Raw genomic sequence first — 20,267 nt, 5'->3', positions numbered from 1 at the left:
AGGCCTCACGCCTTACGAGTTCATCTGCAAAATCTGGAAAACAGAACCAGAGAAATTCAAAAGAAACCCGCTCCAGCAAATACCGGGACTAAACATTTAGAAGAGCGCTTCAAAGCTCGTTCCGACAGAATCTCATCGGAACGCCGGCGGTACAGTATTCCGCACAAATAAAAAGGGACGCACTCGGCGTCCCTTTTTTCATTCAGTAGAGCAGACCGGATTAATTACCAGCCTTGGCCTTTTCCTGTTCGGCCTTCATCTTGGCCTCGAATTCCTTCTGGCGCTTCTGGACTGCTTCCTGCAGTTCCTTCTGGCGCGCTTCCAGTTCCGGCTGCTGCAGGCCGGGGCCGGACAGCGCCTTGTCAAAGCCGGAGAGTGACACGTTGATCGGGTTCGGCTTGTTCTGGAAATTGACGGAGGTCAGCGTCAGCTTGCTGCCCTTCTGGAGCGCCTTGATCAGATCGTCGGACAGCACCACTTCCGCAATGCAGCGATCCGGGAAACAAATGCCGTACTCGATTTTCTGCGGCTTGTTCGTGTCTATCGTGAGACCGACGCCCGCCTGAATCAGGCGGCCCGTGGGAACGGACACCTGGAAGATCTTGCGGTTGATCTTGCCCTTGATCTCGATGAGATTGACGGCGGTCAGAAGCTGGCCGGAATCAGCGGTGACGATGTTCTGCGTGTTGCAGATATCGTTGTCCTCTTGCTTGGAGCAAACCTTGAACCAGCCCTGCGGAGGCTGCTGCGCGAAGGCCGGGAAGGTCGCGGTTGCGAACAAAGCAAACGCGCCAGCAACAGCGGAGGCGGCAGCGAAGGTCTTCGTCATGGACATAGTCAACAGATCCCTTTCAGCGGTCTAATCCATTTGACGGCCACCGATCCGCCTGCCCATGATGTCCGGGCAAGCGACAGCGCAACGTCATCTTCGAAAGGCGTGTTACACTGCTTGCCACGGCAAATCCAGCGTCAACAGCCACAACTTCACAAAAACCCGCCAAATGATGCAATTAGGTTGCATGAAACCTTGACCGCGAATCAGCGTTAAGCTCAGTCGAACGGAATGAGAATGCCCGGCAGATTTATTCGAATACTCCTTATCGCCTTGGGTCTTGGCTTGGGTCTGGGCGCGCCTGGCCTTCTTCCGGCCCACGCCCAGCCGGCCCATGGCATCGCCATGCACGGCGAGCCGGCGCTGCCTGCGGATTATTCCCATTTTCCCTATGCCGACCCGGACGCGCCGAAGGGCGGAGCCATCCATTATGGCGTCATCGGCACGTTCGACAGCCTCAACCCCTTCGTGCTGCAAAGCATGCGCACCACCGCGCGCGGCCTTTTTCTCGATGCCGACTATGGGAATCTGGTCTTCGAGACGCTGATGCAACGCTCAGGCAACGAGCCTTTCACCCTCTACGGGCTGATCGCCGAAAAGGTGGAGATGGATCCGGAGCGCAAATGGATCGAGTTCACGCTCAACCCCAAGGCAAAGTGGTCCGATGGCCAGCCGGTCACGGTGGATGACATTCTTTTCACCTATAATATCCTGAAGGAGAAGGGCCGCCCGCCTTTTTCCAGCCGCATGGACAAGATCGCCAGCATAAAGAAAATTGGCGAACGGGGCGTCCGTTTCACTTTCAACGACAAATCCGACCGCGAGTTTCCGCTGCTTATCGCCAGCGCGATGCCGGTCCTGCCGCAGCATGCCATCGATCCCGCGACCTTCGGCAATGCATCGCTGAAACCACCGATCGGCAGCGGCCCCTATCTCGTCGATAAGGTTCAGCCGGGCACGCGAATCGTCTACCGGCGCAACCCGGATTATTGGGCAAACGATCTCCCCTCCCGGCGCGGCTTCAACAACTTCGACCAGATCACGGTCGAATATTTCCGCAACGACACCGCGCTGTTCGAGGCGTTCAAAAAAGGCCTGATCGATGTCCTGATCGAGGGCAGTCCGATGCGCTGGGAGAAGGAATATAATTTTCCCGCCGTCAGCCGGGGCCTCGTCGTCAAGGACAGCTTTACCAAGGGCACGCCCAACAACATGCTTGGGTTCGTGTTCAACACCCGGCGGGAGAAGTTCGCAGACATCCGGGTCCGGCAGGCCCTGTCGGACCTGTTCGATTTCGAATGGGCCAACCGCAATCTCTATGCCGGCGTTTATGAGCGTACCGAGGGGTTCTGGGATGGCTCCGCGCTCTCCTCCGTCGGTCGCCCGGCAGATGTGCGGGAAGGAGCGCTTCTGGCAAAATTCCCCGATTCGGTGCTGCCCGATGTCATGAACGGCACGTGGCGGGCGCCAGAGACCGACGGCAGCGGACGCGATCGCGGCACTGCCAAAAAGGCCTATGACCTTCTCACGCAGGCGGGCTACTCTTTCCACGAAGGCACGGCGTTCGACCCGTCCGGCAATCCGCTCACCTTCGAAATCATGACCAGGGGTCCGGATGAGGAGAAGATCAGCCTCGCTTATGCGCGCACATTGCAGCGGCTCGGCATCACCGCCATCATTCGCACCGTGGATGACGCGCAATACCAGCAGCGTCTTCAATCCTTCGATTACGACATGATCCTGGGCGCGCTCACCGGATCGCTGTCACCGGGCGCGGAGCAATGGGGTCGCTGGGGTTCCGTCTCGCGCGACGCGCAAGGCAGCTTCAATTATGCGGGCGTGGCCGACCCCGCCGTGGATGCGATGATCGAGGCGTTGATTGCCGCGCGCAGCCAGCAGGAATTTGTCAGCGCCGTGCGCGCGCTCGACCGCGTCCTTATCTCCGGCTCCTATTACGTTCCTCTCTACCACCTGCCCGCGCAATGGGTGGCGCGATGGTCGCGGATAAAGCATCCGGAAACGACTTCCCTGTATGGATTCCAGTTGCCGACATGGTATTTTAAAGCCGAAAATGGAGACGACAAATGAACAAGCAGATCATCATCGATGTCGTTTCCGATGTGGTGTGCCCGTGGTGTTTCATCGGCCGCAAGCGCCTGGAACAGGCGCTGGTGTTGTTGCCCGAACTCGACACCGCCGTTCAGTGGCGGCCATTCCAGCTTGACCCCACCATTCCTCCCGCAGGCAAGGATCGCAAGGCCTATCTCAAGGGTAAATTCGGCAGCCAGTCGCGCATCGATGAAATCCACGACCAGCTGATCAAGCTCGGCGAGGAAGACGGCATCGAATTCGATTTCGACGCCATTGAGGTCGCGCCCAACACGCTCGACGCGCATCGCCTCATCCAGTGGGCATCGCAGGCCGCGCCCGGAACGCAGGACCGGTTGGTGGGCAAGCTGTTTTCGTTCTATTTCGAGCAGGGTCTCAATATCGGCGATCACGAGGTGCTGGTCGATGCGGCCTCGGCATCCGGCATGGACGGCCAGATCGTCGCGAGCCTGCTTGCCACCGACGCTGACCGCGAAAGCGTGTTGCAGGAAATCGAAACCGCCCACCGCATCGGCGTGCAGGGCGTGCCGTGCTTCATCATAGACCAGAAATACGCCGTGATGGGCGCGCAGCCTGCTGATGTGCTCGCCGATGCGATCGCGCAAGCTGCGGCTGGGTTCGAGCCGGGGATGGCTGAGGATCGGTAGAGCCGTCCTTCCTGCCTACATAGCCGAGGCTTCGAGACGGATATTAAGCGCTTTTGTCACGCCCAGAAGGGTCGAGAGCGTGGGGTTCCCGGTTGGTGACAGGGCTTTGTAAAGCGCTTCCCGGCTCAAACCGGCATCACGAGCGACCTGAGATACGCCACGGGCGCGAACGATGACGCCAAGGGCATGGGCGACATAACCCGCATCGCCGGTTTCCAACGCATCGCGAAGGAAAACCGCCTGGGATTCCGGGTTATCAAGATATTTCGCCGCATCGAACGGAATGGTCTCAATGCTCATAGCCTATCTCCTGTGCCATTTTCGTGGCCCGCTTGATGTCGCGGCCCTGCGTCCGCTTCGTGCCGCCGCATAAGAGAATGTAGATCACGCTGCCGCAACGGCAGAAATAGACCCGGTATCCGGGACCATAGTCGATCCGAAGCTCGCCAATTCCATCGAAAAACTTCGCGTCTCCGAGCAGGCCATAACCAAGTCGCTCGATCCGCGCCGACACCAGCGCAGCAGCCGTGTGGTCCTTGATGCTATCCAGCCAATCGGCAAACTCGGGCGTTTGGCGGACTTCGTTGCTCATATGTAGCTTATAGTTGGCATACATGGGACATGTCAACTATAAGCTACATATCTCAACTCAGTTCAGCTTCCCACCGCAATCTTAGCCAGTTGCGTCATCACCACCGCCGCGCCGTTCAAACGCTTCTCCGCCGTCGGCCAGTCGCGGATGAAGACGATGCCCTGATCCGGGCGGATCTTCGCCAGCGAACCCTGTTCGCCGATCATCTTCACCAGCGCCGCCGGATTGGGGAAAATCTTGTTGCGGAACTGGATGACCACGCCTTTCGGCCCGGCGTCGAGCTTCTCGACATTGGCCTTGCGGCATAGCGCCTTGATGAAGACGATCTTGAGCAGATGCTGCACTTCCTCCGGCAGCGGGCCGAAGCGGTCGATGAGTTCCGCGCCGAAGCCGTCGATTTCTTGCGGCTCCTCCAGATCGGCGAGGCGGCGGTAAAGGCCAAGGCGCAATTGCAGGTCGGGCACGTAGGATTCAGGGATCATCACCGCCGTGCCGATGGAAATTTGCGGCGACCAGTGCGCGTCCTCGACCTCGCCCGTACCCTTGAGTTCAGCCACGGCCTCCTCCAGCATCTGCTGGTAAAGCTCGAAGCCGACTTCCTTGATCTGACCCGACTGTTCCTCGCCCAGAAGATTGCCGGCGCCGCGAATATCCATGTCGTGGCTTGCGAGCTGGAAGCCCGCGCCCAGCGTATCGAGCGATTGCAGCACTTTCAGCCGGCGCTCCGCCTGCTGGGTGAGCATCTTGTTTGGCGGCAGGGTGAAGAGCGCGAAGGCGCGCTGCTTGGAACGCCCGACGCGGCCGCGCAACTGGTAAAGTTGCGCCAGCCCGAACATATCTGCCCGGTGGATGATGAGGGTGTTGGCGGTCGGAACATCGAGGCCCGATTCGACAATCGTGGTCGAAAGCAGCACATCATACTGGCCATCGTAAAATGCGTTCATGATGTCATCGAGTTCACCCGGCGGCATCTGTCCGTGCGCAACGGCAACCTTCAGCTCCGGCACCTGAGCGTCGAGGAACTCCTTCACTTCCGTCAGATCGGCGATGCGCGGGACGACATAGAAGCTGTGTCCGCCGCGATAGCGTTCGCGCAGCAACGTCTCGCGGATAACCAGCGGATCGAAGGGCGAGACGAAGGTACGCACCGCCATGCGGTCTACCGGCGGCGTGGTGATCAGCGAAAGTTCGCGCACGCCGGTCAGCGCCAGTTGCAGGGTGCGCGGGATCGGCGTCGCCGAAAGCGTCAGCACATGGATATCCGACTTCAGCTCTTTCAGGCGCTCCTTATGCTTGACGCCAAAATGCTGCTCCTCGTCGATGATGAGAAGCCCGAGATTGTTGAACTTGATGCCCTGCCCCAGAAGTGCGTGGGTGCCGACGACGATATCGATCTTGCCTTCCGCAGCGCCCTTCTTGACCTCAGCCAATTCCTTGGAACCGACGAGACGCGAGGCTTGGGCCACATTGATGGGCAAGCCATGGAACCGCGCCGCGAATGTCTTGTAATGCTGGCGCGACAGGAGCGTGGTGGGAACGACGACCGCCACCTGATAGCCGTTCAATGCCGCAACAAAGGCGGCGCGCAGCGCCACTTCCGTCTTGCCGAAGCCGACATCGCCGCAGATGAGGCGATCCATCGGCTTGCCAAGCGACAGATCGTCAAAGACAGCGTCAATGGCGCTCTGCTGGTCCTCGGTCTCGTCATAGGGAAAGCGCGCGGCGAACTCGCCATAGACGCCATCCGGCGGGGTGAGCACCGGCGCGCCACGCAACTGCCGCTCGGCGGCAATGCGGATCAGATGGCCGGCGATTTCGAGAAGCCTCTTTTTCAGCTTGGCCTTGCGCGCCTGCCATGCGCCGCCGCCCAGCTTGTCGAGGGGCACATCCGCGCCTTCCGAGCCGAAGCGGGAAAGCAGCTCGATGTTTTCGACCGGCAGGAACAGGCGATCGTCACCCGCATAATGCAACTCGAGGCAATCATGCGGCGCGCCGGCGGCGGTGATGGTCTTGAGGCCGACGAAACGGCCGATGCCGTGATCGACATGGACAACGATATCGCCCGCCGTCAGCCCGCTTACTTCGCTGATAAAATCGCGATCACGTTTGCGGCGCTTCGAATGCCGCACCAGCCGGTCGCCAAGGATATCCTGCTCAGCGACCACTACGAGATCGCCGGCGTCGAAACCGCTTTCGATAAAGAGCACCGTGGCCGTGATCTTATCGCGCGACAGCGCCTTGACGGTGCCAAGGTTCTGCACCGTCTCGATCTTTTCCAGCCCGCGCTCACCCAGAACCTGCATCAGCCGGTCGAGCGAGCCTTCGCTCCACGCGGCGAGCAGCACCTTCTTGCCCTCGGCGCGCAACTTGCCAAGATAGTCTACGACGCTTTCGAAGAGATTGGTGTCCTTTTGGGCGCGTTCTTCGGCAAAGTTGCGTCCCTTATGCGTATTTGCGTGGATGACCTGGCGGTCCGCCACCACATCCGGCTGGAAGAAGGGCGTGAGATCGATGCGGGTTCCGGCGCTGGCAGCCGCGCGCTCCACAGCCTCGGGCGAGAGATAAAGCGCTGACGGCGCGACCGGCTTGTACGGCACGGCGTCGCCGGGCTCCTTGCCGTCAGCCTGACGCCGGCGCGCCTCATAGTGATCCAGCACCATCTTGTGGCGCTCAGCCAGCGCCTCATGCGCCAGATGATCGAACACAACGGGCATATTGCCGGCATGGTCGAAGACGGTTTCCAGCTTATCGTAGAAAAGCGGCAGCCAATGTTCCATGCCGGCGAAGCGCCGGCCCTCGGTGATCGCCTGATAGAGTGCGTCGTCGCGCGACGGCGCGCCGAAGGCCTGGATGTAATTGGTACGGAAGCGGCTGATCATATCTGGTGACAGCGTCACTTCGCTCATAGGCTGGAGCGAGAATTCCTTGTGGGTTCCGGTGGTGCGCTGCGAGGCGGGATCGAAGGCGCGGATCGTCTCCAGCGTATCGCCGAAGAAATCGAGACGCAACGGCTCCTCCGCGCCCGGCGCGTAGAGATCGAGAATGCCGCCGCGCACGGCGAACTCGCCGACATCGCGAACCGTGGAGACGCGCTCGAAGCCATTGCGTTCAAGCCTTTGCGCCAGTTCGTTCATGTCGACCCGGTTGCCGGGGCGCGCCACAAACACCTGACCGAGAATTGCGTCGCGCGGCGGCAGCTTCTGCACCACGGCATTGGCCGTCGCGATAATGACGCCCGGATGCTTCTTCTCACGCAGCGCCGCCATGCCCGCCATTGCCGTCAGGCGGCGGGCGGCGGCATCGGCGCCGGGCGAAACCCGATCATAGGGCAGGCAATCCCAGGCGGGGAAATTCAGGACCGGCAGATCGGGACGGACGAAGCTCAACACCTGCTCGATATCGGCGGCGCGCTGGCTATCGCGCACGATGAAGAGAACCGGACCGCCCTCGCCTTTCTCCTCGACGATACGCGCAAGACAGAACGCCTCATACCCATCCGCCACGCCATCGATGACGATATGGCGCGCAACGCTGAGTTTCAGTCCGATTTTTGAAAAAACAGGCATGGTTGTTTCAGAACTTAACTTTTTGGCGGAAAATGACGATGTCGCGGAAAAGCGGCGTGTCGTATTCTGGCGGAGTGGCGGCTTCGCCCGTCACCCATTTCAGGATATCGCGGTCGAGCACTTCCAGTAGGCGCTCATATTCATCGAGGTCGGCATCGGAAAACCCCGCGATATGTTCATCGGCATATTGGCCGAGAATCAAATCCGTCTCGCGCATGCCCCGGTGCCAAGAGCGAAACAGGAGCTTGCGCCGCCGTGGATCGAGATCAGCGCTGGTGCGCGTGCTGCCCGTCATAGTCTCATCTCTCTTGATTGCCGCTCGAATATGGAAGCGGGAAATGGTTATGGTGCATATAGCGCCGACGGTGCATCCTGTGAATGCCCCTCACCGCCTGTCGGTGTTTGCTTGAATGCGAGAGAAAGAAATTCAGGAGTGGCGACACCTCATCTCCCTCTCCTCGAGGAGTTATCAGTGGCAGCGGCGTCGATTAGCGCTTTCTTGCATCCGTCAAATTGGCCGAAGAATAATGAATGGAATAACCCGGACGATCCCAAAGGAAAGCAATCACTGCGGCAACGTGCTGACACACTCTCCAGAGAATGTCTTCGTATCTTGTCCTGGAGCACTGACCGACACGTTGGCTGGCAGCCTCAAGGAAAAGGTCATGTTCTGCGCACCGTATTGAGCCGCCATTAAGCTGGAGCCGACGCTCAACTCAACGGGCTTTGTTTGCCCCACTTGCAGAGTATTATTATCTGCACCCATGCCACCTCTGAAAGTCAAAATCATCAATGGCATCTTTTCGAACTGGCAAGCGACAACTGTGGGCTCATCAGCGCCCGCGACGTTTGTAATGATCACCATGCTCGATATGCTGAGCATGATGATCTTGATCATATTCTTCAAAACTTGAACTCCGGTGTCGACGTCGCAGCGTCGGTTTCCATATCGATACAGCCCTTCAAAATCCCATAAGAGCTGTCACTTACACGAGCGACCTCGTCACAATAGTTTTGGGTTTTGGCGGAAACACCCGGCCAGACGTCTTTAAGATCGTTATAGGCGTCCTGCTCCATTTGGATGCAGCCATTATAAATCATGGCTGCCCCTCCGCTTATATCGGACACTTTTTTGCAATAGGAAGGTGGGTCGTAACGAGGAATGTCTCCAGCTCCAGCGGGGGAGATAACCCAAGCGGAAATCGCCGCAATCCATAGTGTTCTGTGTTTCATTTCAAGCCCCTTTTAAAAACAGCCCGCAACGTTGCCATATAGCGCGGGAAGATTGTTCTGTCAGCCTTGCAAGGCAAAAGGAACGCGGTAATGCTCTTTACATGCGCCCGTCTTTGCTCGATCCCTTTTTCGCCTCGGTTCAATCGCTTTCCGGCATCGGCCCGAAGGTGACGACCCTCCTGGCAAAGCTGCTTGGTGCCGAGGGCCCCGGCGCGGAGCCGCGCATCGGCCAACTCCTGTTCCTGCCACCGCACAGCATCATCGACAGGCGCAACCGTCCCGGCATCGCCTTTGCGCAGGAAGGCGCTATCGTGACGCTGGAAGTGCGCATCGACCGGCATCAGCCCGCGCCGAAGGGACGCGGCAATGTCCCGCATCGGGTCTTTGCCCATGACGAGACGGGCGAGATCGCTCTCGTCTTTTTCCATGCGCAGCAGCCATGGCTGGAGAAAGCCATGCCCGTGGGAGAAACGATCATCGTCTCCGGCCGGATGGAATGGTTCAACGGCCGCGCCTCCATGGTGCATCCCGACCATATCGCCAGCGTCGAGGATGCGGCATCGCTGCCGCTGGTCGAGCCGGTCTATCCACTGACGGCGGGGCTTTCGCCGAAGACGCTCACCCGCGCCATACGCGAGGCCCTGACGCGCATCCCGCCACTGCCTGAATGGATCGACCAGACGCTTCTGGCGCGTGAACAATTCCCCAGTTTCGAGCAAGCGCTCAAAACCCTCCACCAGCCGGAAGACCCCGCCGATATCGCGCCGGAAAGCTCCGCGCGGCGCAGGCTCGCCTATGACGAATTCCTCGCCGGCCAGCTTGCGCTTGCACTGGTGCGGGCGAAAACGCGCAAACTGGCCGGTAGGCAGCTCGACGGCGATGGGAATCTGGCGGGACAAGTGCTCGAGGCGCTGCCCTATTCCCTGACCGGCAGCCAGCAGAAGGCGGTCGCCGACATCATCGCCGATTTGAAACAGCCGGAACGGATGCTGCGGCTACTGCAGGGCGATGTCGGCTCTGGCAAGACGGTGGTGGGCCTGCTTGCCATGGCGCACGCGGCGGAAGCGGGAAGCCAATCGGCGCTGATGGCGCCGACGGAGGTGCTGGCGCGCCAGCATTATGCCACCATCGCGCCCATCGCGGACAAGGCAGGGCTCAAGGCGGCGCTTCTCACCGGGCGCGAAAAAGGCCGAGAGCGCCAGCAAATCCTCGACGATCTCAAAAGCGGCGCGATCCATATCATCATCGGCACCCATGCGCTGTTTCAGGAAAAAGTCGAATACCACGATCTGGTGCTCACCATCATCGACGAGCAGCACCGTTTCGGCGTGCACCAGCGCCTGCAACTGACGGCCAAGGGCACTGCGCCGGATATGCTCGTCATGACCGCTACGCCCATTCCGCGCACGCTGGTTCTGACGGCCTTTGGCGATATGGATGTGTCGAAACTCACCGAGAAGCCCGCCGGGCGTCGCCCCATCACCACGGCCACCATCCCGATGGAGCGCATGGACGAACTGGTCGAGCGGATGCGCGCGGCAATCGCCGAAGGCCAGAAGATCTACTGGATCTGCCCGCTGGTGGAAGAATCGGAGCATGTCGAACTGACATCGGCGGAAGAGCGCTTCCAGTCGCTGCAGCCCATTTTCGGCAAGCAGATCGGCCTTATCCATGGACGGATGAGCGGCGCGGAGAAGGACGAAGCGATGCGCGCCTTCAAGAGCGGCGAAACGCGTATCCTCATCGCGACAACCGTCATCGAGGTGGGCGTCGATGTGCCCGATGCCACCGTCATCGTCATCGAACATGCCGAACGCTTCGGCCTGGCGCAACTTCACCAGTTGCGCGGGCGCGTGGGACGAGGCGACAAGCCCTCAACCTGCCTGCTGCTTTACAAGAGGCCGCTTGGGGAGATTTCCCGCGCGCGGCTACAAGTGATGCGCGAAACCGAGGACGGCTTCCGTATTGCCGAGGAAGATTTGAAACTGCGCGGCGAAGGCGAGTTGCTCGGTACGCGCCAATCGGGAACCCCCGGCTTCCGGCTGGCATCCATCGAAGCGCATGGGGATCTCTTGGAAATCGCCCGCAAGGACGCGCGGTTGATACTGGAGCGCGACCCCGATCTCGCCAGCGAACGCGGCGCGGCGTTGCGGATATTGCTGTATTTGTTTGGGCGAGATGAAGCGGTGAGGTTGTTGCGGGCGGGGTGAAAATCCTACGGCAGATTTGCGTTCAATTGTAGTTTTGAGGCAGCCGCCGCTAACCGCTTATCGCGAGTCCATACCAACGTGCCTGGCAACATACGAGCAGCTGCAAGCAAATGGACATCCACATAACCAATGCCAAGTCCGTAGAAGGATTGGTCTTCAATCAGCTGTACCACCTCTTCGTCAGGCGACACCGTAATCTTTTGTAGGCCACGAAGCCTATCAAGAACAAGAATTCGCTGGCGGAAATGCCCGAGAGCTAATTCACCGAGGACAAAGGGATGCACCAATACATTCCAATTCCTCAGATGATGAAGCAGGTTGGCATCTTCTTTGCGGAAATGATCTATCCAGACCGACGTGTCCACCAGAAGCATAGCGAACTATTGGGGCGAAAAGCGGCGTCGCGGTGGCGCGACCACATCCGGCTCGGTACCCCCAAGCTTGGCGAGTTGCCGCGCGCTTTCCCGCTCGATCAAAGCCTTCAGCGCTTCTTCAACAAGCGCGGATTTCTCTTCCAGACCGGTTATGGCCTTTGCCTTGGCAACCAAGGCGTCATCCAAGGCAAGAGTTGTACGCATGGGAGCACCTATTTCCAGAGCCCAAGCCTATCATTGAGGAGCGACAAATACTACTCCTTCGGAGTCACTACTCCACCGTCACCGACTTCGCCAGATTGCGCGGCTGGTCCACATCGGTACCCATAAACACGGCGGTGTAATAGGCGAGCATCTGTACCGGCAGCGCGTAGATCAGCGGTGCGATGATATCGGGCATGTCAGGCAAGACAATGGTGTCGAGCGTCTTGATGCCCGTCTCCTTCGCTCCCCTCGCGTCGGTGATGAGGATGATGCGTCCACCACGCGCCGCGACTTCCTGCATATTGGAGACGGTCTTCTCATAGAGCTTATCGTGCGGAGCGATGACGATGACGGGCATCGTATCGTCTATCAGCGCGATCGGCCCATGTTTCAATTCGCCCGCCGCATAGCCTTCGGCGTGGATGTAGGAGATTTCCTTCAACTTCAGTGCGCCCTCCATGGCGAGCGGAAAGCTCGTGCCGCGGCCCAGGTAAAGTGCGTGCTTGACCAGCATCAGTTCGCGGCAGACCGCCTCGATCTGCGGAGACAAGCGCAGGACCTCGTTTGCGAAACGCGGGATTTCCGACAAATGGCGGACGAGGCGCTGTTCTTCCTTTTCATCAATCGTGCCGCGCGCTTTGCCGGCGGCGATGGCGAGCGCGGCGAGGACGGCAAGCTGGCAGGTGAAGGCTTTGGTGGAGGCCACGCCGACTTCCGGGCCGGCCAGCGTCGGGAAGATGACATCCGATTCCCGCGCGATGGTCGATTCCTTCACATTGACGATGGAAGCGATCTTCAGGCCTTGGCTTTTGCAATAGCGTAGCGAAGCGAGCGTATCGGCGGTTTCGCCCGATTGCGAAACGAACAGCGCCAGCGTGTCCTTCGACAGAGGCATTTCGCGATAACGGAATTCCGAGGCGATATCGATATCGACCGGCAGACGCGCGATCTGCTCGAACCAGTATTTGCCGATGGACGCGGCATAGAACGCCGTGCCGCAGGCGGAGATCGCCAGCCGATCAATCCTGGCGAAATCTACGGGCACGTTTTCCGACCTGACGCGGCCCCGCGTGAAATCCAGATAATGCGCGAGCGTATGGGAGATGACTTCCGGCTGCTCGTGGATTTCCTTTTCCATGAAATGGCGGTGATTGCCCTTGCTCACCAGAAAAGCCGCGCCGGCGGATTTTTGAGCCGCGCGGGTAACTTGGGCGCCATTTTCGTCGTAAATGGTGACGCTCTCGCGCGTTAGAACCGCCCAATCGCCTTCGTCGAGATAACTCACGGTATCGGTGAAAGGCGCAAGCGCGATAGCATCGGAACCCAGAAACATCTCGCCCTCGCCGTGACCGATGGCAAGCGGCGAACCTTTGCGGGCGGCGACGAGAAGATTGTTCTCGCCGGCGAACAGGATAGCCAGCGCAAATGCGCCTTTAAGCTTCGGCAAGCTTTCGCGCACGGCCTCCACCGGCGTCCGGCCGTGGTCCAGCGCGCGCGTCACCAGTTGCGCCACGGCTTCCGTGTCGGTGTCGCTCTCGAAGCGATAACCGTCGGCTTCCAGATCGGTGCGCAGCTCGGCGAAATTCTCGATGATGCCGTTGTGCACGACGGCGAGCCTAGCCGTGGCGTGAGGATGCGCGTTGCGCTCGGTCGGGGCGCCGTGGGTAGCCCAGCGCGTGTGGCCGATGCCGATCGTTCCCGCCATTGGTTCCGCAACCAGCCGCTTTTCGAGATTGACTAGCTTGCCTTCGGCGCGACGACGCGTCAGAGCGCCGTCTTCCAATATTGCGACGCCGGCTGAATCATAGCCGCGATATTCAAGCCGCTTCAACGCATCGACCAGACGCGGTGCGACGGAGCTCACGCCGACAATCCCGATAATGCCACACATGCACGCGTTTCCTTCCCGAAGAATCTAAAATTTAGCCGGTTTTGCCGGATGTAGCCCGTGATTGCCGCGCCGGATATTCACAATAGGTTGCGGATTGAAATGGCTACTTTGCCGCTTTTTTCGCAGCCTTCGTAGCCGCATTCCGCTCCCGCAGAATGGTCGCGCGGCCTTCCTTCGTGACCTGCTTGGCGCGGCCAAAGGCGAGCGCGTCAGCCGGCACATTTTCCGTGATTACGCTGCCGGATGCGACATAGGCATTCCCGCCCACGACAACCGGAGCAACCAGCGATGTGTTGGAGCCAATGAAAGCCCCCTCGCCGATCTCGGTCGTCCACTTGTTATAGCCATCATAGTTGCAGGTGATGGTGCCCGCGCCGATATTTGCTCCCGCGCCGATGGATGCGTCGCCGATATAGGAGAGGTGGTTGATCTTCGCACCCTTGGCGACGGTCGCGTTCTTGACCTCGCAAAAATTGCCAACCTTCGCCTTCTCCCCCAGATCAGCGCCGGGCCGCAGCCGCGCGAACGGGCCTATCTCCGCGTTCGGGCCAACATATGCGCCCTCGATATGGCTGAATGCGTGGATCACCGCGCCGGAGGCGATATGCGCGCCGGGGCCGAAGAAGACGTTGGGCTCGATGAGACTATCCGCTTCCACCAGCGTGTCATGCGCGAAGAACACAGTTTCCGGCGCGATCAGAGTGACGCCCGCCAGCATCGCCGCGCGGCGTTTGCGCTGCTGCCAGATGGCTTCGGCCTCCGCCAATTCGACACGCGTGTTGATGCCAATGACATTGTCCACCGGCACGTCCACCGCCGTCACCCGCAGCCCCTGAACATGCGCGATCTCGACGATATCGGTGAGATAGAACTCACCCTTGGCATTGTCGTTACGGATTTTGTCGAGCAGCGCCAGCGCATGCTTTCCGCTCACAGCCATCAGGCCACCATTGCAGAAATTTATGCTTTTTTCGGAATCGCTTGCGTCTTTTTCCTCACGTATCGCGATGAGATTTCCGTTCGCCTCGATCAGCCGGCCATAGCCGGTGGGATCGGCGGGGCGGAAGCCCATCACAACGATGTCGAAGCCTTGCGCCAGCTTGCCGCGAGCCTCGATCAGGGCGCGATCTTCGATCAGCGGCGTGTCGCCGAAAACGATCAGCAGGTCATCATAACCCCGTGTGATCGCTTCGCGCGCGGCAAGAACGGCATGGGCGGTGCCGAGCCGTTCCTTCTGTTCGAAGGCTGCAACATTCGGAGAAACCCGATCCACCGCCGTTTTTACCTCCTCCGCGCCACGGCCAACGACCAGCGCGATATCGCAATCGCCAGCGCCGCGAACCGCCTTGGCGACATGGCATACAAGCGGCAGGCCCGCTATCTCATGCAGCACCTTGGGCAGGGCGGATTTCATCCGCGTTCCCTCGCCGGCGGCAAGGATGATCGAAAGACAGGTTCGGCTGGTCATGAGATGAATATTCCGATGAGAACGAAAGAGCGGGGTTTTATAAGGCCCCCACCTTAATCAGAAAAGCATATAAATAATTTACCCGAGCCGTCCGAGCGCGGGAAACGTTTCCAGAAGCCAGAAGGAGAAGGACTGCATTCCCCCGGTGAGGAACAACAGCCCGGCGGCGACGAGAAGGCCGCCCATGATTTTCTCGACCTTGCCCAGATGCACTCTAAACTTGGCAAGAAAACGCATGAATGCGCCGGAGAATAGCGCCGCGACAATGAAGGGGATGCCTAATCCGAGCGAGTAAGTAGCTAGCAGCGCCGCGCCCTCGCCCACCGTGCTTTTCGCACCCGCAAGTGTCAGGATCGGGCCCAGCACCGGGCCAATGCAGGGCGTCCAGCCGAAGGCGAAGGCGAGGCCCATGATGTACGCCCCCACAGGAGTGGCTGGGGCGCTTCGCGCCTGAAAGCGGGCCTCGCGCGAGAGAATGGATAGCCGGAAAAGCCCCAGGAAATTCAGGCCCATGACAATGATGGCGAGGCCGGCGATAATGGCGATTTCCTGCTGCCAGGCGCGCAAAACCGCGCCGATAGACGAGGCCCCCGCCCCCAGCGCGACGAAGACCGTAGTGAAGCCAAGCACAAACGCAAAGGACGCGGCGAACAGTGCGCGGCGGCGCGAAACATCGGCGGCGTTCAAACCCTCAGCGCGAAAATCATCAACCGAAACGCCCGCCATGTAGCATAGATAAGGCGGAACGAGCGGCAGCACGCAAGGCGAGAGGAACGAAAGAGCACCCGCGCCGGTGGCCGTCAGATAAGAAACGTCGAGCGCCACCTTATTCTCCATCAGGCTGTAAAGTTCGGTTGGTTCTAGAACATTTCGCTTTCGTTAGAAACCGCCGCGTCGGGTTTTGCGACCCTCATCCACCCTCGCCTCGCCAGGCCGCCGTTTTTCATAAGCAAGGAAAGAGAATCAAGCATCTGCTCTAAGTGTTTGTTTTAATTCTCTATGCGCTATCCTCATTTCCACCACAAGTTCGCCTCAACATTCGGCTCATTTTGAGGAAGCGGCAATGAAATCTGTCAATGCGCCTTCCGGTATCTGGCGCCGCTTGAGGAAATTCCAGCCTATCGCCATGCCGCTCGCCGGCATTGCCATTGCGCTGCTGGCGCTTGTGGTGCTGGAGAGCCTGCTTCGGCACACTTCGAAGGCCGAAACGCTGGCGGCGATCAGGGATACGCCGCTGCATGCCATCGGGCTGGCGCTGATCTTCACCTGTTTGAGCTATATGGCGATCGCACTTTATGACGTGGTGGCGGTCCATACCATCGCGCCGGGGCGCATACCGCACTGGCTCGCGGCCATTGCCGGCGCGGCGGGCTATGCCATTTCCAATGCGCTTGGGTTCTCGCTTCTGACAGGCGGGGCGCTGCGCTACCGTATCTATGCCGCCGAGGGCATCAATCTGGTCGATATCGGCCGCATAGTCGGCACCTCATGGTTCGCCATCTGGTTCGCCTTCATCATCATGATCGGCGCGGCTTTGCTGATCGACCCGGCCGACATTCCGTGGCTTTCGACCATCGATCCACGCTTCGATCTTGTCGCGGGCGTTGCGCTGCTGGGCGCGATCGGCTGGCTGATATACTGGCTCTCGAAGGGCGACCGCGCACTCCAGATCGGCCAGTTCACGCTCAAGCTTCCGACCTCGCGCGGCGCGCTCATCCAGATCGCCGCCGGTCTCGGCGATGTGACGGCGGCGGCGGCCACGCTCTATGTGCTGATGCCGGAGGGGGTGGTGCACAGCTTCGCCGTCTTTGCGCTCGTCTATGCCCTTGCCGTCATCCTGGGCGCCGCCAGCCATGCGCCGGGAGGTCTTGGCGCGTTTGAGGCGACCATTATCGCAGGGCTGGGGCTTGGCGGGAATCCGCAAGCCCTTGCCGCGCTGGTGGTCTACCGGCTGATCTATACCGTCGCGCCGCTCCTTACCGCCACCGCCGGGCTGTTGATATGGGAGGCCCTCCGCCGCCGCCAGCAACTGAGCAAGCAGGCGCGTTTCGCCGCGCGGCTGATCGAGCCGATCATTCCCGGCCTTTCAGCGAGCGTGACGTTCATGGGCGGCATCGTCCTGCTCATTTCGGGTGTCACGCCCGGCCTGCACTATCGTCTCGAAATCCTGTCGGAAATACTGCCGGTGATTTTTGTCAATCTGTCGCATCTGGCGGCGAGCTTCGTCGGCGTAGCGCTGCTCATCGTCGCGCGCGGCCTTGCCAAACGGCTGGCGCGGGCCTGGGTCGCGGCCATGGTCCTTTTTCTGGCGGGGGCGGCATTCTCGCTAACCAAGGGGCTCGACTGGGAGGAAGCGACAATCCTCTGCGCCTGCGCCGGCATTTTGTGGGTATTTCGCGATTCCTTCTACCGGCGTCCCATCACCGGGCCGTTCGAACTCACTTGGAACTGGCTCGCCAGCGTCGGCACCACGGTGCTCATCTCCACATGGCTCGGCTTCTTCGTCTATCGCCATGTCGAATATTCCAACAGCCTGTGGTGGGATTTCGCATGGAACGCCAGTGCGCCGCGCTTCCTGCGCACAACGGTGCTGGTGTTCGCCGTCCTCTTCGCGGTTTGCCTCCATACCGCCGTCAATCGCCGAGGCGTACGTCGGTCGAAACGGAATTCCGCGATTCCCGAAGTCATCCCCAAACTGGTCAAAACGTCCCCCAATGCAGAGACCGCTTTGGCGCTGCTGGGCGACAAGCAGTTCCTGATAGACCCCGGCAATCGCGGTTTCATCATGTATGCGCAATCCGGCGGCAGCCTCATCGCGCTTGGCGAGCCGGCCGGCAACAAACAGGTTGCGGAAGAGCTTGCCTGGTCGTTCCATGCGCTGGCGGACCGGATGGCGCTCCGGACCGTGTTTTATGGTGTCGGGCCGCAGAGCCTGCCGCTGTTTCTCGACATGGGGCTTGTGGCGCTGAAGCTTGGCGAGGTCGCGCGCGTCGATCTTCGGAAATTTTCGCTGGAAGGCCCTGCCCGCCAGCCATTCCGCTATGCCGACCGGCGCGCTGACAAGGACGGCCTCGTCTTCGAGATTGTTCCTGCGGCCCAGGTTCCAGCGCTGATGCCAGAGCTGAAGCGCGTTTCCGATGCATGGCTCACCCACAAAGCGGGCAATGAAAAGCGCTTTTCCCTCGGGTTCTTCAACCCCGAGTTCCTGTCGCGCTTCGATATTGCGGTCATGAAGAAGGATGGCGCGATCGTCGCCTTCGCCAACATATGGCGAAGCGCGAACAAACACGAATACACGGTTGATATGATGCGTTACCTACCCAACATATCGAAGATCATGATGGACGCCCTGTTCGCCAAGCTGCTGATGCAGGCGAAGGCAGAAGGTTTTCGCTGGTTCAATCTCGGCGCGGCCCCCCTCTCCGGCCTGTCCCACAGCCCGCTCGCCTCCCGCTGGAACCGCTTCGGCTCGTTCCTCTATCGTCGCGGCGCGGACCTTTATCATTTCGGCGGGCTGAAAGCCTTCAAGGAAAAGTTCGATCCGATCTGGTCACCGCATTATCTGATTTGCCCCGGGGGGCTGGACACGCCGCGCGTGCTGGTTGACGTGACGACGCTGATCAATGGCAGTCCATTGGAGTTTATCCGCAAATGAACAAACGCTCGCTTCTCATCATTCCGGCAGTGGCCCTGGCGCTGGCCATCGCCGCTGCCGGCTTTTGGAACAGCGCAACGCTATCGCGCTATTGGGCGCGTTTTACCGGCACGGACATCGTCACCCATGTCAGCGCGGAGCGGCTGAAAGACATCCCGGTGCTGATGCCTGCGGATATTCCGACCGGCCTCACCGTTCTTGTTTCCGATGCGGGCGGGATGAATAACCGGGAACGCGCTTTCGCGAATGCGCTGCTCGCGCGCGGCCTGATCGTGCTGCCGGTTGATCTGAACAAGTGGCGCACCGAGCTAAACAAGGGTGACGGCGAGTGCATCTATCTCAATTCCGATTTCGAGGGGATATCCAAGGAGGCGCAGCGGGCGCTGGATCTGGGCGGCTATTTCCATCCCGTCATTACCGGCATCGGCCAGGGCGCGACGCTTGCCTATGCCGCCGCTGCCGACGCGCCGGATGCGACACTCGCGGGCGCGGTCGGACTCGACCCGGCGGATGCGCTGCAGACCAGGGTTCCCTCCTGTGAGGGAGCAAAGGCGACGGCCGCGCCCAGCGGCGGCTTTGCTTATGCGCTTAACGCGACGCTGCCCACGCCCGTGACGCTTATCAGCCAAGCGGGACCGGCCAATGATCCGGCGGAGGCGCGGAAGAACCATATCGCCGTTCTGCAAAAGGCCGAAGACCCGACCGTACGCCTCAACATGGCGGCCGATGCCGTGGCGGCCATGGCAGCAAAGGACGCTGCCACCGCAGAGCTGCCCATCACCGATCTTCCCGCAAAGGGAAAGGCTGACTATGTCGCGGTGTTCTTTTCGGGCGACGGAGGCTGGCGCGACATCGACGAATCCATCGGCGAATGGCTGAGCAACCACGGCGTCCATGTGGTAGGCGTCGATTCGCTGCGCTATTTCTGGACGGAGCGCACGCCGCAGGAAATCGCCGAGGACACTGACGCCATACTGAAGAAAGCCGATCCCAGCGGGAAGCTTCCCATTGCCATTTTCGGCTATTCCTTCGGCGCCGATACATTTCCCTTCGCCTGGCAATATCTCGATCCGGCGATTCAGAACCGGACCCGAATGATCGCCCTGCTGGGCGCCTCGACGACCACTAAGTTTCAGGTGTCGATTGGGGGCTGGCTTGGAATGGACGGCACTCACAAGACCGCCCCATCAATCGCTGCTCTTCCGCTCGACCGGGTCGTCTGCGTCTATGGCGAGGAAGAGGATGATACGGTCTGCACGGAGCCGACACTTTCCGCCATGGAAAAGATGAAGATGCCGGGTGGCCACCATTTCAACAATGATTACGAAACAATCGCCGAAGCGCTGCTGCAGAAATTGCAGAACCAGGCGGCAGGGCAAGCAGGAGATGCTTCGGGCAAGTGACGTTTTGCCATACGTATCATGATGCGATACGCGCCGCTTGATTTTTAAATGTGTCATGCTATGATACATTTAAAGGGGAGCGA

General features: G+C 60.0%; 17 protein-coding genes and 1 pseudogene. 6 read left to right on the top strand and 12 right to left on the bottom strand.

Annotation, left to right across the window (positions count from 1 at the left end; translation table 11 throughout):
* Nucleotides 1–100: pseudogene (locus tag C7477_RS19255) on the top strand (IS481 family transposase); the annotation flags it as partial.
* 120 nt (nucleotides 101–220) lie between these two features.
* On the opposite strand, the gene C7477_RS14835 reads toward C7477_RS19255, so the two are convergent.
* Nucleotides 221–835 (bottom strand): invasion associated locus B family protein, encoded by a 615-nt coding sequence (locus C7477_RS14835; RefSeq protein ID WP_110753567.1) that lies wholly within the window; start codon nucleotides 833–835, stop codon nucleotides 221–223.
* 234 nt (nucleotides 836–1,069) lie between these two features.
* On the opposite strand from C7477_RS14835, the gene C7477_RS14830 reads away from it, so the two are divergent.
* Nucleotides 1,070–2,920, top strand: coding sequence for an extracellular solute-binding protein (locus C7477_RS14830; RefSeq protein ID WP_110753565.1), 1,851 nt, complete (start codon nucleotides 1,070–1,072; stop codon nucleotides 2,918–2,920).
* Entirely contained in the window at nucleotides 2,917–3,588 is a 672-nt protein-coding gene (locus C7477_RS14825; protein WP_110753563.1) for a DsbA family oxidoreductase, read from the top strand. The genes C7477_RS14830 and C7477_RS14825 overlap by 4 nt, the downstream gene beginning before the upstream one ends.
* A 15-nt stretch (nucleotides 3,589–3,603) precedes the next feature.
* Here C7477_RS14825 and C7477_RS14820 read toward each other — a convergent pair whose 3' ends face one another.
* From C7477_RS14820 to C7477_RS14795, 6 genes are all read right to left on the bottom strand, one after another.
* Nucleotides 3,604–3,888: an addiction module antidote protein gene (locus C7477_RS14820; protein WP_110753561.1), complete on the bottom strand. Its 285-nt coding sequence runs from the start codon at nucleotides 3,886–3,888 to the stop codon at nucleotides 3,604–3,606.
* On the bottom strand, nucleotides 3,878–4,180 hold the full coding sequence (locus C7477_RS14815) for a type II toxin-antitoxin system RelE/ParE family toxin (RefSeq protein ID WP_110753573.1): 303 nt from the start codon (nucleotides 4,178–4,180) through the stop codon (nucleotides 3,878–3,880). The genes C7477_RS14820 and C7477_RS14815 overlap by 11 nt, the downstream gene beginning before the upstream one ends.
* Before the next feature lie 62 nt (nucleotides 4,181–4,242).
* On the bottom strand, nucleotides 4,243–7,746 hold the full coding sequence (gene mfd, locus C7477_RS14810) for a transcription-repair coupling factor (RefSeq protein ID WP_110753559.1): 3,504 nt from the start codon (nucleotides 7,744–7,746) through the stop codon (nucleotides 4,243–4,245).
* A 7-nt stretch (nucleotides 7,747–7,753) separates the two neighbouring features.
* Nucleotides 7,754–8,041: an FAD assembly factor SdhE gene (locus tag C7477_RS14805; protein ID WP_110753557.1), complete on the bottom strand. Its 288-nt coding sequence runs from the start codon at nucleotides 8,039–8,041 to the stop codon at nucleotides 7,754–7,756.
* 270 nt (nucleotides 8,042–8,311) lie between these two features.
* Nucleotides 8,312–8,644 carry a hypothetical protein gene (locus C7477_RS14800; RefSeq protein ID WP_146226107.1) on the bottom strand — a complete coding sequence of 111 codons (333 nt, stop codon included), beginning with the start codon at nucleotides 8,642–8,644 and terminating at the stop codon, nucleotides 8,312–8,314.
* Nucleotides 8,645–8,649: 5 nt separating this feature from the next.
* On the bottom strand, nucleotides 8,650–8,979 hold the full coding sequence (locus C7477_RS14795; protein WP_110753553.1) for a hypothetical protein: 330 nt from the start codon (nucleotides 8,977–8,979) through the stop codon (nucleotides 8,650–8,652).
* A gap of 101 nt (nucleotides 8,980–9,080) precedes the next feature.
* On the opposite strand from C7477_RS14795, the gene recG reads away from it, so the two are divergent.
* Nucleotides 9,081–11,189, top strand: a complete 2,109-nt coding sequence (gene recG / locus C7477_RS14790) for an ATP-dependent DNA helicase RecG (RefSeq protein ID WP_110753551.1) — start codon at nucleotides 9,081–9,083, stop codon at nucleotides 11,187–11,189.
* A 5-nt stretch (nucleotides 11,190–11,194) separates the two neighbouring features.
* Here recG and C7477_RS14785 read toward each other — a convergent pair whose 3' ends face one another.
* The 5 genes from C7477_RS14785 to C7477_RS14765 all read right to left on the bottom strand — a co-directional run bounded on the left by C7477_RS14785 (nucleotide 11,195) and on the right by C7477_RS14765 (nucleotide 15,963).
* Nucleotides 11,195–11,563: a type II toxin-antitoxin system VapC family toxin gene (locus tag C7477_RS14785; RefSeq protein ID WP_110753549.1), complete on the bottom strand. Its 369-nt coding sequence runs from the start codon at nucleotides 11,561–11,563 to the stop codon at nucleotides 11,195–11,197.
* Nucleotides 11,564–11,569: 6 nt separating this feature from the next.
* A complete protein-coding gene (locus tag C7477_RS14780; RefSeq protein ID WP_110753547.1) occupies nucleotides 11,570–11,767 on the bottom strand; it encodes a type II toxin-antitoxin system VapB family antitoxin in 198 nt (65 codons plus the stop codon).
* Between the two features lie 67 nt (nucleotides 11,768–11,834).
* Nucleotides 11,835–13,658, bottom strand: a complete 1,824-nt coding sequence (glmS, locus tag C7477_RS14775; protein ID WP_110753545.1) for a glutamine--fructose-6-phosphate transaminase (isomerizing) — start codon at nucleotides 13,656–13,658, stop codon at nucleotides 11,835–11,837.
* Between the two features lie 103 nt (nucleotides 13,659–13,761).
* Nucleotides 13,762–15,126 (bottom strand): bifunctional UDP-N-acetylglucosamine diphosphorylase/glucosamine-1-phosphate N-acetyltransferase GlmU, encoded by a 1,365-nt coding sequence (gene glmU, locus C7477_RS14770; RefSeq protein ID WP_110753543.1) that lies wholly within the window; start codon nucleotides 15,124–15,126, stop codon nucleotides 13,762–13,764.
* 78 nt (nucleotides 15,127–15,204) lie between these two features.
* Nucleotides 15,205–15,963, bottom strand: a complete 759-nt coding sequence (locus tag C7477_RS14765; RefSeq protein ID WP_110753541.1) for a cytochrome c biogenesis CcdA family protein — start codon at nucleotides 15,961–15,963, stop codon at nucleotides 15,205–15,207.
* A gap of 226 nt (nucleotides 15,964–16,189) precedes the next feature.
* Here C7477_RS14765 and mprF point away from each other — a divergent pair, with 226 nt between their 5' ends.
* Both mprF and C7477_RS14755 read left to right on the top strand, forming a co-directional pair.
* Nucleotides 16,190–18,781: a bifunctional lysylphosphatidylglycerol flippase/synthetase MprF gene (mprF, locus tag C7477_RS14760; RefSeq protein WP_110753539.1), complete on the top strand. Its 2,592-nt coding sequence runs from the start codon at nucleotides 16,190–16,192 to the stop codon at nucleotides 18,779–18,781.
* Nucleotides 18,778–20,184, top strand: a complete 1,407-nt coding sequence (locus tag C7477_RS14755; RefSeq protein WP_110753537.1) for a virulence factor family protein — start codon at nucleotides 18,778–18,780, stop codon at nucleotides 20,182–20,184. The genes mprF and C7477_RS14755 overlap by 4 nt, the downstream gene beginning before the upstream one ends.
* Nucleotides 20,185–20,267 lie beyond the last annotated feature (83 nt).

Source organism: Paramesorhizobium leguminum (genome assembly GCF_003217235.1).
Classification (GTDB): Bacteria; Pseudomonadota; Alphaproteobacteria; order Rhizobiales; family Rhizobiaceae; genus Paramesorhizobium; species Paramesorhizobium leguminum.
This window is presented reverse-complemented; position numbering and strand designations above follow the sequence as displayed.